Origin of the sequence: Flavobacterium sp. TMP13, assembly GCF_050847115.1 — a bacterium.
Classification (GTDB): domain Bacteria; phylum Bacteroidota; class Bacteroidia; order Flavobacteriales; family Flavobacteriaceae; genus Flavobacterium.
The window spans coordinates 377,995-392,596 of sequence record NZ_CP193656.1; the positions used below are offsets into that span (position 1 = coordinate 377,995).

The 14,602-nt window shown below is 34.2% G+C and carries 10 protein-coding genes; 5 read left to right on the forward strand and 5 right to left on the reverse strand.

Translation table 11 applies throughout. The annotated features are described in order from the left end of the window. Positions 1–17: 17 nt before the first annotated feature. Complete coding sequence (locus ACRASX_RS01640; protein WP_432222203.1) at positions 18–710, reverse strand: formylglycine-generating enzyme family protein; 693 nt, start codon at positions 708–710, stop codon at positions 18–20. Between the two features lie 90 nt (positions 711–800). After that, positions 801–2,255 carry a copper-containing nitrite reductase gene (gene nirK / locus ACRASX_RS01645; RefSeq protein ID WP_432222204.1) on the reverse strand — a complete coding sequence of 485 codons (1,455 nt, stop codon included), beginning with the start codon at positions 2,253–2,255 and terminating at the stop codon, positions 801–803. Positions 2,256–2,544: 289 nt separating this feature from the next. On the opposite strand from nirK, the gene ric reads away from it, so the two are divergent. The 5 genes from ric to ACRASX_RS01670 all read left to right on the forward strand — a co-directional run bounded on the left by ric (position 2,545) and on the right by ACRASX_RS01670 (position 6,034). Then, complete coding sequence (gene ric / locus ACRASX_RS01650; RefSeq protein ID WP_432222205.1) at positions 2,545–3,276, forward strand: iron-sulfur cluster repair di-iron protein; 732 nt, start codon at positions 2,545–2,547, stop codon at positions 3,274–3,276. A gap of 72 nt (positions 3,277–3,348) precedes the next feature. After that, entirely contained in the window at positions 3,349–4,611 is a 1,263-nt protein-coding gene (locus ACRASX_RS01655; protein ID WP_432222206.1) for a hypothetical protein, read from the forward strand. Further along, positions 4,608–5,057, forward strand: a complete 450-nt coding sequence (locus ACRASX_RS01660) for a CopD family protein (RefSeq protein WP_066310275.1) — start codon at positions 4,608–4,610, stop codon at positions 5,055–5,057. The genes ACRASX_RS01655 and ACRASX_RS01660 overlap by 4 nt, the downstream gene beginning before the upstream one ends. Positions 5,058–5,068: 11 nt before the next feature. Further along, a complete protein-coding gene (locus ACRASX_RS01665; protein WP_066310277.1) occupies positions 5,069–5,503 on the forward strand; it encodes an RrF2 family transcriptional regulator in 435 nt (144 codons plus the stop codon). A gap of 96 nt (positions 5,504–5,599) precedes the next feature. After that, positions 5,600–6,034: a hypothetical protein gene (locus tag ACRASX_RS01670; protein WP_066310279.1), complete on the forward strand. Its 435-nt coding sequence runs from the start codon at positions 5,600–5,602 to the stop codon at positions 6,032–6,034. Between the two features lie 92 nt (positions 6,035–6,126). On the opposite strand, the gene ACRASX_RS01675 is transcribed toward ACRASX_RS01670, so the two are convergent. The 3 genes from ACRASX_RS01675 to ACRASX_RS01685 form a co-directional block, all read right to left on the reverse strand. Then, positions 6,127–7,131: an LLM class flavin-dependent oxidoreductase gene (locus ACRASX_RS01675; RefSeq protein WP_432222207.1), complete on the reverse strand. Its 1,005-nt coding sequence runs from the start codon at positions 7,129–7,131 to the stop codon at positions 6,127–6,129. A gap of 74 nt (positions 7,132–7,205) precedes the next feature. Continuing rightward, positions 7,206–9,503 carry a BamA/TamA family outer membrane protein gene (locus tag ACRASX_RS01680; protein ID WP_432222208.1) on the reverse strand — a complete coding sequence of 766 codons (2,298 nt, stop codon included), beginning with the start codon at positions 9,501–9,503 and terminating at the stop codon, positions 7,206–7,208. A gap of 1 nt (position 9,504) precedes the next feature. Next, positions 9,505–14,580 (reverse strand): translocation/assembly module TamB domain-containing protein, encoded by a 5,076-nt coding sequence (locus ACRASX_RS01685; RefSeq protein WP_432222209.1) that lies wholly within the window; start codon positions 14,578–14,580, stop codon positions 9,505–9,507. Between the last annotated feature and the right edge of the window lie 22 nt (positions 14,581–14,602).

A 14,602-nucleotide genomic window follows, 5' to 3' on the forward strand; every position in this document is an offset into this window, starting at 1 on the left:
TATTTTTGAATTATATCCTAAAGGTCTTTTGCACAGCGAAAACCTAAATTTTTAGTAGTAAAATTGGCCTTAAGACTTCCTCTAAAAGCATATCGCATAAAAGCAGCATAATTCATTAAATCCGTTGCATTTACAGATGCACTGCCGCAAAACAAATTCTGATCTGACGACTTGTCTTTTCGAGATTCACCCGACAAAAATATACTATTAAAATCAGACGTCCATTCCCAAACCAATCCGTGCATATCGTAAACTCCCCAGTAATTTTTAAAAGTTTGACCGACAGGATTTACACTTGTATTTGGTTTTTCATACCAAGACATGATGTACTTGGTATAGTTCTCTTTTTTTCTAGCATCTCTACTTACGCTATCCGACATTGCTGCATATTCCCATTCGTCCATGCTTGGTAAACGTTTACCTTGACATTCACAATATTTTTTTGCAGCAAACCACGAGATATTAGTTACGGGTGCATTATTTAAATTGCTACCGTAATCAAAATCGCTTTTCCACTGCGTTAAATAACTTTTATTAGCAAAAATACCTTTGATTTTAGATCGACTATAGTCGGGATATTTTTTTAAAAAAGTTAAATATTGTGCATTCGTCACCGGATAAATATCCAACTGAAACGAATCAATTACAACTGGTCTTTTATCAGCAGCACCATAAAGGGGAACAAAGCTCCCCTTTTTGATGATTGCCATTTTTGAATTTTGTGCTATTAACCCTGCAGATACAATCATTAAAATTAATAACACGCTCCTTTTAAACATAGTAGTTGAATTATAGTTTTACTATTTTCTAATAGCTTTAACCATTTCTGGTGTAATCACAGTTTTGTTATTACCCCAACTGCTGTAAACATATGTTAAAACGCTCGCTACTTGGTCGTCATTTAAATTTTGACTAGTCATCACGTTATTGTATTTTTTGCCGTTTACGGTAATTTCTCCACTTAAACCATGCAATACTGCATCGATTGAACGTTTGTAATCTGCATTTAAGAAATCAGATTTTGCCAATGGAGGGAATGCATTTGCCACTCCTTGTCCTTCAGATTGGTGACAAGCAAAACATGTTGTTCCATAGATAATTTTACCTGCAGCCACACGCTCTTCAACGCTTTTAGCTTTAACTACTTCCACTACATCTTTACGCTTAGGCATGTGTTGTGATGTTCCTCCTTCTGGCAAGTAAATCCCTTCTTGAATTGTTCCAGAATATACTTTTCCGTTTGCATCTCCATCAACGTGTAACATTGCCAAAGCTCCTTTGTTAAAGGCTCTAAAAATAGAGTGGTCAACCAAGATTACTTCTCCAGGAACTTCCACTTTAAATTCAATCATTGCTGCTCCACCTGCTGGGATTAATGTAGTTTGAACATTTTTATTAATTAAGCTTCCACCTTCTACGTGAACTCTATCAAAAATTTCACCAATTGCGTGGAAAGAAGACACTAAGTTTGGTCCACCGTTACCTACGTACAAACGAACTGTTTCTCCTCTTTTAGCTATTAATTTTTTATCATTTAAAAGTGCACCAACACTACCGTTAAACACAACATAATCTGGTGTTTCATTAATGGCTTTATCCATATCAAATGGTTGCATACCTTGAGCACCATTAGCACCTTTAGTATAAAAATCTCCTTGCATGATGTAGTACTCTCTATCTACTTTTGGTAATCCACCTTCTGGCTCTACCAAAATCAATCCGTACATACCGTTGGCAATGTGCATTCCTACTGGTGCTGTAGCACAGTGATACACATAAAGACCTGGTTGTAATGTTTTAAAATTAAATACTTTTTCATGACCTGGCGCTACTAGAGATGATGTTGCTCCACCTCCTGGACCTGTAACCGCATGTAAGTCAATGTTGTGTGGCATTTTATTGTCTGGGTGGTTTTTAAGGTGAAATTCAACCTCATCTCCAACACGCGTTCTAATAAAACTACCTGGTACTGTACCTCCAAATGTCCAGTACATGTACTTCACACCGTCTGCCATTTCGCCTTCTTGTTCCAATATTTCCATATTAACAACCAAGCGTTTTGCTGCACGATCACCAATTGGTTTTGGAACAAATGGTGGCGAAGTAAGCTCTGCTTCTTCTTTGCCATCCACGTTCATGTTTTCGTAATATTTAGCATCTTTATCTTCCTCTTTTTTACAAGAAAAAAGACCAAGTGAAGCAACTAGCATGAAGAGCATTATTTTGCTCATTCTTTTTAAATAAAATGTTTTCATAGTAAATAAATTAAATTAACCCTTTAATTATGGGATAAAATTAACATTTGAACAGCAACGCAGACATGATAAAAATCATTTATTACTAGTTTTGATTGTATATTTTATCGAAGGATTCATATGTTTTGATCGATTAAAAACTAAGATATAAAAATTTAAAGCAAAACAAAATCAAACAGTAAACAATTGTTAATAAAATTACAATTCAAATAAAAGACAATTTTATCTTTTATTTGAAATTTGTTCGTATATTTGTCCTTCGATTATCTAATATAAAAAATATAGAACCATGGAAATTTTAGAAAAAACAACAATAGGTGAATATGTAGCTAAAGATTTTAGAACTGCAGCCGTTTTTACACAATATGGAATTGATTTTTGCTGCAAAGGAAATCGTACAATCGAAGAAGCTTGCGAAAAAAAACAATTTAACAGCAATGAAGTTGAAGCTAAAGTAATGGATGTTTTAGCGATGAAAACGGATGAAGGAATCGATTTTAATTCTTGGCCTTTGGATTTACCGGCCGATTATGTTGAAAAAACACACCACCGTTATGTCGAAGATAAATCTCAAATCTTGTTGCCGTTTTTAGATAAATTATGCAAAGTACATGGCGCCTCCCATCCTGAACTCTTTAAAGTAAATGATCTTTTTATAGGTTGTGCTCAAGAAATGGCGCAACACATGAAAAAAGAAGAGCTGATCTTATTTCCCTTTATAAAAAAATTAGTAAAAGCAGAAGCAACTGACGGGAAATTTGAAAATCCACATTTTGGAACGGTTAATAATCCTATCGAAATGATGATGCACGATCACGTAGTTGAAGGAGAACGCTTTGTGAAAATTGCTGAATTAACAAACAACTACACGCCTCCCGCAGATGGCTGTAACACCTATAAAGTTACCTACGCTATGTTACAAGAGTTTGAATCAGATTTGCACAAACACATTCACTTAGAAAACAATATCTTATTCCCTAAAGCAAGTAAATTAGAAGAAAAATTACGAACTGCGCTCTAATACTAAAATTAATAATTTAGTTAAAACTACCGAAAAGCATTCCTGAAAGAGTACTAAAAAGTGCGATCAGGAATGTTTTTTTTTACTACATTAGTTTTTCCAAAAGCTAATAATCGAATTGGTAACATGAAAAAATCTTGGTTAATTGCCTGTTTTAGTAATTTTTTTATTGCTGCGCTAATGGGCTTATTATTACGTTTTCTCTATCTAACACCTATTGACACAGTCAATTTTCAGTTTTTACTACACGGTCATTCTCATGTAGCAATGCTGGGTTGGCTCTACCTTATATTGTATTGTTTACTGGTTCATTTTTATATTCCGAAAGAACAGCAAAATAACGCAGTTTTGAACCGTTTATTTTGGATTACCGAACTTGCTGTGATTGGCATGATGGTTCGATTTCCTGTTGAAGGTTATGCGCTTTTATCTATTGTTTTCTCGACTTTACACATTTTTTGCAGCTATTATTTTTCATATCTAATCTGGAAAAAGGCGGTTTTTCAATCTGATCAAGAAAAAAAACTAGTACGAACTGCTTTAATATTTATGATTATCTCCACCTTTGGTGTTTGGGTTCTTGGTCCTGCCGTAGGAATGTTAGGCAAAGCAAGTGCTTTTTTTCAAATTGCAATTCAGTTTTTCTTGCATTTTCAGTTCAATGGTTGGTTCTTAATAGCGGTTTTAGTCTTGTTTTTATCGCAACTATCACTTAAAATTCCACCAGCTATTTTTGGCAAATTTTATATTTTATTACTTATTGCAACAGTGTTTACGTTGGCATTACCGGTTAGTTGGTATTTGGAAGATTCTGTGTTTTACTGGATCAATCTCTTCGGGGTTCTTTTGCAAGCAGTTGCTTTTTATTACCTCATCAAAGGTGTCGGATCTGAATTTGCCGTTTTATTTCAAAAACTACCTGTATTAGAAAAATCAATTTATATTTTTACTTTTGGTTCACTAGCTGTAAAAATCGTTATTCAACTCCTGACCTTTATCCCCGAAATAACTGTAGTTTCACATCAAATTAGGAACTTTGTAATTGGTTTTATTCACCTTAATATGTTAGGAATAATTACGGGAATGGTTTTTATAATTTTAATAAAAATAAAACTACTACCAACGCATTCATTATTCGCTAAAACAGGGATAATATTGTTCTTTGCAAGTTACTTAATTACCGAAGTCATTTTGTTTAGCAAAGGTGTTTTTATTTATTTCGGCAGTCCATTACTATCACAGGCTACTCCTATACTTTTTGCTGCTAGTATCGGATTACCTTTAAGCATTCTATGTATAATAAGCAGTATTATTAAAACAAAACAATCTTTATGAATCACCATTTATTACTTGTTATTCATCTTTTATGCGCCGCAATTTGGATCGGAGGACATCTTCTTTTAGCCTTTGCTTACCTTCCGACTGCCTTAAAAAATAAAGACCCAAACATTATTTTAAAATTTGAGAAAAAATACGAACCCATTGGCTTGCCCTCTTTAGTATTGTTGGTAATTACAGGCGTTTTAATGGCACAGCAGTTTGGTGTGAATTACGAAAATTGGTTTGAATTCGCTAATCCGATCGAAAAAGTTGTTTCTTGGAAACTAACCTTGTTGGCAATAACGGTACTTTTTGCTTTAAGTGCACAATTTAGAGTGATTCCGAAGTTGAAAGAACACCCAAATAAATTACCCGAAATGGCATTTCATATCATATCTGTAACTACAATTGGTGTTATTATGCTAATTTTGGGATCTTATGTTCGCTATGGCGGAATTTAAATACAAAAACTATGTTTTCTAAAACTTGTGAATATGGCATTCGTGCTACCATTTTTATTGCTTCTCGATCGTATCAAAACGAGCGCGTTGGCATGAGAGACATTGCAGAAAAAATTGATTCTCCTGAAGCTTTTACAGCAAAAATTATGCAGATTTTATCTAAAAATAATATAGTGAAATCGATAAAAGGTGTGGGAGGAGGATTTGAGATTCCGAAGCAAACAATGGCTAAAATTACATTAGCTCATATTGTAACTGCTCTCGACGGCACTAAAGTATTTACCGGCTGCGGATTGGGATTAAGCACTTGTTCGGAAGAATTTCCTTGTCCAGTTCATGATAAATTTAAATCGATTCGAAATGAATTGAAAGAAATGTTAGAAAATACTAATTTAGAAGAGCTCGCTTTGGGTATTAAATCGGGCGACACCTTTCTAAGACTTTAGTGCTAAAGGTGTTAATTAAATGATAAATTAAAAGTAAGCATTAAACCTAATTGTAAAAATACGGTCTTATACCTATAACTTTTAATAAAACGTATCATGAAAAAATTAGTATTAGCTGCATTACTTTCTATCGGAATGATAGGTTTTGCACAAAATCAACAAGACAAACAAAAACTGACAGTAGAGCAACGAAATGAAAAAAACTTGCAAAAACTAACGTCAGAATTAAATTTAGACAGCAAGCAGCAAAAACAAGTTGGCGATTTGTTAGCCTCAAGATCTGCAGAAATGCAGCAGTGGAAAATGACTAATAAAGATCGACAAACGAAACCATCCACTGAAGAGCGTGATGCTATGAAACAACAAATGAAAGAAAGAAAACTTTCAAATAACAATAAAATGAAAGCGATTTTAACTTCAGAACAGTACACTAAATACTCTGCTAATCAAGAAAAGAGAATGCAAAAAATGAACGATCGCAAAAATAAAAATCATACAGATAAGGAACACCATGAAGATCACAACGAATAATAACTCATCTTACAACTAGTTATTAAAAAAGAGGGTTTGACTCACAGCAGTCAAACCCTTTTTGCATTTAAAATTTAAAATACACCATCAAATTAAGCATTCAATTCGTCCATAACTTGTTTGACAATTTTTAAACTTTTCATTTTATCTTGATGATCGTAAATCGGACTCGTAATCATGACCTCATCAATTTTAGTATAGGCGATAAATTCTTTTAAATCTTTCTTCAATTTTTCCGCGTCTCCAATAAAAGAGCACGCAGTCATTTGGTTGACGTGAAAAAATTCTTGTTCACTCATTAATCCATCTAGAGATGCAAGCGGCGGTTGCATTGGTTTGCGATCATTGCGCACTAAACCTAAAAACATCTGATACAAAGTTGTAGCAAGTACTTTAGCTTCCTCAGTTGTATCAGCTGCAACAGCGTTGACACATGCTATAATTTTCGGTTGTTTTAAATGTTCTGACGGAATAAAATTATCTCTGTAAAGCTCAAATGCTTGATACATTTGCTTAGGTGCAAAATGTCCTGCAAAAGCATACGGTAATCCTTTTGATGCTGCTAAAGCGGCGCTGTCCATACTAGAACCTAATATCCAAACTGGCACATCTGTTCCTTCTGCAGGAAACGCACGCACTTTTGACTCCGCATTCTTTTTAGAAAAATACATTTGAATCTTTTCGACATTTCGTGGAAATTGCTGTGACTGCTCATAAAAATCGGCACGAATGGCTTGTGCTGTTAAACCGTCTGTTCCAGGCGCTCGCCCTAACCCTAGATCAATTCTGTCAGGATACAATAGTTCTAAAGTTCCGAACTGTTCGGCAATAATTAAAGGGGAATGATTGGGAAGCATAATTCCGCCCGAACAAACTCGAATGTTTTGAGTTTGTCCGGCAATGTAGCCAATCAATACAACAGTTGCTGTACTGGCAACATGTGCCATATTGTGGTGTTCTGCCAACCAAAATCTTTTGTATCCTAAGCCATCAGCTAACTGTGCTAATTCTTTAGTTTTAAAAAAAGTATCGGTTGCGTCACTATCTTGAGTAATAAGAGCTAATTCTAATAAAGAAATAGGTATAGTAGTTTTCATAATTCGCGCTTTTTGTAAAATTACAACTATGCCTAGACCTCATGAAATATACCTTGTTAATCAATTTATAATTTTTAGAACGGATACCCAATGGCGATATTAAAAACCAAATTATCTTTTCTCCAACTACCGTCTCCAAAGCGAATATCGTCGACCACCCATCGCTGGCCTTCGGGCAGATAGGGAACACGTATAGGAAAAGCCAAATCAGTGCGAAGTACCAAGAATGACAAATCAAATCGCAAACCCGCTCCAATTCCTACTGCTGTTTCTTTTAAAAAATTTTTAGTGAATTCTCCGCCAAGTTTCTCTGGATCCTTGTTTAATAGCCAAACATTTCCGGCATCAACGAACAAAGCGCCACGCACAATACTAAACAATTTAGCACGGTATTCAATGTTCATTTCCAACTTGATGTCTCCCGATTGATCCGGCAAAAAAGTTCCATCTGCATTTTCATTTATATAAGAACCTGGCCCTATAGAGCGTGCTCTAAAAGCACGAATACTATTAGTTCCTCCTACCACAAATTGTTTGATGGTTGGCAATGCTATCGAATTTCCGTAGCTGTATCCAAGACCGCCGATAATCCTTGATGCTAATTCACTGTTGCGGCCTAATTTAAAATAATGTCTAAAGTCGGTAGTAACTTTAGCATATTGGCTAAATGGAACTCCTAGAATTTTAACCGGATCTTCCTTTTTTGCATTTGCCCCAGTTACTAATCCCGTTATATTTCCGGCCAAGTCCAATTCACCTTTAAAGTAAATCGTGTGTTTTTTATATTTTTGCATCGTATTCGTATACGTATACGAATAAGTAGGTCCAAAAATTAATTGCTTTTCTATTATTTTTTCTAACGATGGATCTAAAGCTACCTTTTCTAAGTATAAATCACTCACATTGTTGGGACTCACATAATTAACATCAAACACTTTTAATTCGTGTTCTTTCCTAATGTTTTCTTTCCACAAATAACCGTACGATGCTTTAAAAGAATTTAAACCATATAATTTGGTACGTTGCTGAAATTCATATCCTAATGCCACTTTTGTTTTAGGTACATAGCCACTAGCACTTTCTATCTTAAACGGTGCTATAAATCGTGGCCAAATTAAACTTGCCTCGCCTCCAAATTTAAATATGTCGTAACCTTTGTTTGTTCCTGCCAATTGAAAATCAGCACCACCAAAAACCGATATAGTCAGTAATTCTGCTCCTCCAAATAGATTTCGATTGTTCCAGTTTAGGTTAATCTCCGTTCCGGTATAGCTTGCCGAGTTGGTTTTACCTTTAACCTCAGCGCGAATAAATTTTTTGGGTAATAACGTCAAATAATAATAAGCGTCCAAACGATTAGGAAACTCGTCTGACTCTTTAAATTCATTTTTAACAAAGTTGAAAGTTCCTAAATTGACGAACCTATTTAATGTTAAATTATGATCGGTACGATTGTATAAATCGCCTTTTTTGAAATACAACGTTCTATCAAAAACATTCGGAGTAAAAGTATCTGTCGAGTCAATGATAGTAATATCGCCATATTGCAATATATCTGCTTTTTTATATTGCACACTGTCTTTCCCTAAAGTAAAATTTGGATAAACTACAATATCATTAATAGTATACGCTTGCTTGGCTTTTGAAGGTGTTTCATCCTTAATTTTTAAGTTGATGATTACCTCATGATCTCCTTTTGTACTGTCTACTTGAGCTAATAGGTAATCGGGATTAAAATAATAATAACCACGTTCTTTCATTCGCATGTCAATGCGCTCTCTTTCTGCTTTTATTACATCCAAATCGTACGGTTTACCAACTTTTAGCTTACTGCGTCGTTCGACCATTCGTCGTATTTGTTTAGATAATTTGGTAGAATCAGAAATAAAATTAACCTCCTTGATCATATATTGTTGATACGGCTTAACCACATATTCGGCAGATGCTTTTTTACCACGAGTGGTTGAATCGGCACTAACGCGTACTTTAAAATATCCTCTATTTTCAGTATAATTTCGTAGCAGAGATGCATTATAGTCCAAGTCGACTTGACTAAATAATACGGGTGCTTCGCCTACTTTATTTCTAAGCCAATAGCGAATTCCTTTTTCTTTTTTGGGTTCTCCAGCCAAATTATAGATCCATAATTTAGGACGCAAACCTAAGATTTGCTTGTTGGGCTTTGGCCGCAGCAAACCCTTTAATTCTGACGCAAGTGCTTTGCGCTCTTTTTTTCTCAAAATAGAATCTTCTACTTTTACAGAACCTCCTGTATACAATAATTCTCCTTCTGCCAAATACTTTGTATTGCCACACCCTACTGCAAAAAACAGCAAAATTCCTAATCCATATACTAAATAACTCCCTCTCATACTATTCTTTTTTCTGAGTATTATCTTTCTCAGCTTGTTCTTCGACCTTTCTTTCTTCTTTTCGTGCTTTTTCTTCACGAATCACTCGTCTTTCCTCTTCGGTGCGGTGAAACAGCTCTCTAAACTTATTGTAACTCATCGTAATGATAAAAGCTACTCCAGTTTCAACTACTTGTCCTTCTACAGCAACCTGATATTCATTTTTACGATAGGCTCGCATCATGTATCTTCCATCCGAAGTCAGCTGATAATCTAACGCCACATCTCCAGCAATATTGGTACTTTCCTCATTGTTTCGTTGTGCGCCTTCTAAACCAAAACTACTTCCTACCGTTACTTTTAAGCGATCGTTTAATAACTTCTTAGAAAGACCAACATTTAAATCGGTACGTTCTTGACGCGCTCCAGAAGTATAATCATCACTTGACTCTAAATCAAACTCCAATTGAACACCTTTAATTAAATCACCCGCCAAATTATTTAGTTGTTCCGATAGTATCTTACTCACACTCTGTCTCGCGATGGTTTCGGCACTAACGCCTCCACTTTCACTTTCAAACGGATTTTCTCCCACAAAACGATTCAACAATAACAAAGCGAACACTTGCTTGTTCATCTCTGCTGGATCTTGACGCAATTCTTCTAATTTTCCTTGCGAAAGTGTAACCACATCTGAAGAAACGCCGTAATTTCCATCAGGTAATTTGATGTCAAAAGAAATTTCTGGTTTCATTAACTCACCATTCATTTTTAGAATAGTTTGAAACGGAATTTTTTGTTTATATGTATTTCTGATTGTTGGGCTGTTGGTCGGCAACTGACTTCCTACCAAATCAATTGGTGCAGTTTCCACTTTATAAATCGCTGTAATATTTAACGTTGCTTCCGTTGGTTCACCATTCCAAATAATATAACTACCTTTTTGAATGTCAAATTTTCGGTGCAACATATTAAAATTCATTTCGTAAGCTCCTTCGTCAAAAGTGTATTTACCAGTCAAAGTAGTTTTTCCTGACGGATCAACTCCACCTGTTAACTGCGCTTCTCCTTTTAAATTTAAATAATCACCATTGGCTTTATCAATTAACAAAGTAAGCTCTGCTTCTTTACTAATAGCAATCGCCACATTTACATTCATTCCTAACAATTCGGACTGATTCAGTTTTGTTTGGAATTCTTTGGTTTGACGTAAGTATACATTGTCTTCGTCTACAAACTCTACAATTCCCTCCCTATCTGCAATCGAAGGATCAGATTGTGGCATAACCACGGTAAACTTTGTGTCTTTATTAATGGTTACATTTCCATCCACTTCTGGACTTTGTAATGTTCCATTCACATTTAACTTTGCATCTAAAAACAAATCCCCATAAAACAAATCACTATCTTTTGCTTTTGAGTTTACTGCTCTAAAATTATCAGCCTTAACAGTCAATCCAAAATTATAATTAATAAAATCAGCGGTTTTAATATCTCCGTTTAAAACTAAATCATTCTTATTCTCATCTACAACGGCAAACGTATCTAAACGTATGGTTTCGTTATTAAAAGTAATTTTTTCATTTTTAATGGTAAAGAATGAGTTCAATTGGGTAACTCTAAATCCAGCATCTACAAACTGCAGCATTCCGTTTACTTTTGGTGCATCTACAGTTCCATTTACTTTAAAATTTCCGGTCAATTTACCCGTTCCTTCGCTTATATTACCCATAGTAAAGCCTTGAATACTTTTAATATTCAGCGTATTCATATCTAAATTCAAATCTAAGCTTCCTTTACTAATGCCGTAATTTCCAGAAATCTTTACATCATTACCTTCTCCTGTTAAACCTACATTGGCTTCGAGTGTATCTGCGGTCTTATTATTGACTTTTACACTAAGATCACCAACTGGCTCGCCCATAAAAGCAAATTGTTCTACTTTCAAGTCCGATGTAAAAACTGCTTTTGTGGTCATGTTTTCAATTCGAGCCGAACCATTAATTAATCCTTCAGCCAAAACTGCGTCTTTTTGGACCATACTTAAAATAGTACCTATTTTAAAATTGGCAAATTCTATATTCAAAGGCGCATCTTTCGACTTTCCTTCTGATTGAATTTTAAGTAAATCACTGCCATTGCTTAATTCGAAGTTGTCAATATAAATTCCTTTATTTCCAAAAGCAATGCTATTATCTGGATTTATTTTCCAATTTTCATAGTTCAATAGTAATTTATCAATGTCAATTGTAAATGTATTTTGACCTTCATTGGCTGCTAAATCACCAGCAAGGTAATACCGTTCTTTTTTAGATTTATCTAAAATCTGCAAGGCGTAAGTCAATTTATTGTCGGCAATTGTTCCTCTTAAGCTCGTAAATGGCAACTCAAATTGCGCATTTTGTACCGTTCCTAAATTAACTTCATAATCAATTGCATCATCTTTTGCTTCTACATTAATTACTCCTCCAGAAATTGTATTTCCTGCATAAACCAATCTCGGAATAGTACCTTTTATGACTAACGTATCGGCTCTATTATCGTATTTGGCATGCAAATCAATCGGCTCTAAACTTGTTAATTCTGGAATCAACTGAAATAGAATTGGATCATTGTCAATTTTAAGATCTAAAGTAAATTGTTGATCGTCTTTTATCTTCGCTGATTTTTTATCGGTGACGTGCAAATTGATGTACTTAGAAATTGTTTCTTGTAACGCATCTGCCAGTGTGCTCAATTTATATTTTCCATTCATTTCAGCCTTTAAAAACTGAGAACTTATTTTGATGTTGTTTTTTTCCGAATCAGAAAAAGCAATTATTTTGATAGAATCCAAAACCATGGGTTCGGCGTCTTTTAAAATCTGAACGTTCGAGGCCACAATCTTTCCATTCAATTTATCTGGATTGCTATTGGTCACATCTGCAACAATGTTTCCACGCAATTTTAACGGACCAGCATGCAAATTCAATTTGTCTAAATCGGCTATGTCTAAATTTAAATTCAATTTGACCGCTGGATATTTATCTTTAAAACGACCATTAGCAACCAAATCGAACTTAATATTTGGATCAGAACTATTACTTTTTACATCAAAATTTCCGTTGGCAATGCTTCCATTCAAACTAATGTTAGTGTAATTGTATTTATTAAAATTGGCTTGTTTTACAATAGCATCCACTTTTGCATTTGAAGTTTTAGGATCCAAACCTTTCCCTTTTACTTTAGCATTCAACGTGATTTTTCCAACCGAATCATTTTTAATTAATCGACCTAAATCAAAATTGGTAAACGCAACATCTGCATCGTACTTTTCTTGATTTTTAATTCGTTGATCAAAAAGCGCATCAATTTTTGCAGCACCATAACTGCTTCTTAAATTTAGGTCAGTTTTAAAATTTGCAATTGTTCCTTTAAATTTACCATTTAAATCAAATTTTGACGGCAACTGAATCGAATTCGGAATCGTTCCTTTTGGAATAAATGAGTTAATATCTTTGGCAGTGCTCGATAAATTTTGAATGACAATATCCAAATACATTTTATCGGTATCGGGCAAACCTGAAATTTTACCTGATGCTTTAATTTTAGTAGTTCCTAATCCATCAACTTCTAAAAGAGGAATAGAAAGGTCTTTAATTTTGCCTTTTACACGCGTATTTAAACTTAATATCGCATTTGGATTACTCTTAAAAGGATTCGTGTTTTGCAAATTAGGAGCCAAAATTAATATATCTTGAAAGGCAATTTTGGTATTACTTAAATTAGCATCAATCACGGTCTCTCCAATGTGTGTAGAAAGTGACTTAACAGAAGCATAATGGAGTTGCACATTATCTTTCAAAATTGTTTTGGGCGTTTTTAAATATAACTTTTGAAGCGATGCTTTTTTAGGGCCGTAAAAAAATTCTGTTTTTAAAGCCTGAATATCCAGTCCACTTCTTTCTTGAACGGTTAACGAATTTACTTTTCCCGAAATTGTATCGTTTGCATAATACAGTTCCTCAATTCTCGTATTAAAGTTTTTCAAATCCAAATGAGAGTAATCAATACCTTTTACTGCTTTTCTGGTTTGCATATCATCGTAACGAAAAGCAATATTTTGAAAATCTACCGATTTCAATTTAACTTTCCATCCTTGTTGCTTAATACTTGTACTGTCTAATTTTGGAGTTTTGATTTCTCTGTCACTTTTTCCTAAAAGTAAATTTCCTTTTAAATTTTTGATTTCAAACGACTTTAAATCAATAGATTGCTTATTAATATCTATCGAATTGACCAATAGTTTTAAATCACCCAAATCTAAACCTGAGTTCAATCTGGAGTCCTTGTTGTCGTAGAGAATTTTAATTTTAGAAAGCTGAATCTTATCTAGCTTCAATTTAAAATGAGGCGTCTTCGATATTGTATCCAACGTTTGTACCGAAGTTTCGGCGATTTTCTCGACCATATCTTGGTTCATCGTCAACTGAAAACCATTTAAATTGATGTCCGGAATATTAAAATCCATACCATCTAAGTCGAATTTATTAAATTTGGTATGAAACTCATTCAGCTTCAAATGAACATCATTTTTAGCTAGTACATCTTTAAACCCAAACTTAATATTTTTTAAATCTAGTTGAACTACGCTAATTGTATACGGCGTACTGGTTGTATCTTTTGGTTCCGAATTTGGAGATTCAAAAGCCTTAATTATGTAATCGAAATTAAAAACGGAATCCCTGTTTCTTGAAATATTAGCCGTAGTATTTTCAAGTAAAAACGAATTGATTTCAATTTGATGATTTAAAATTTTAAATAAATCAATATCAACTTCCAAGCGTTTCCCACTCAACAGCGTGTCCTTTTTTTGGTCTTCAAAATAAAAACCTTCTAAAATTATTTTTTTTGGAAAACGAATAGAAATATGATCAACTGCTACCTTTGTTTTAATTTTACCTTCCAAAAAAGTAACGGCTTTGTCCTTGGCGAAATTCTGCACCGATGGCACCTGGATTAAAACAATTAACAACAACAAAATAGCCACAATAATTCCGACACACCAAAGTACTATGCGAATTATTTTTTGAACTATTGCAGGAATTTGTACACTCATTCTTTATAGGTTTCTATTTGAA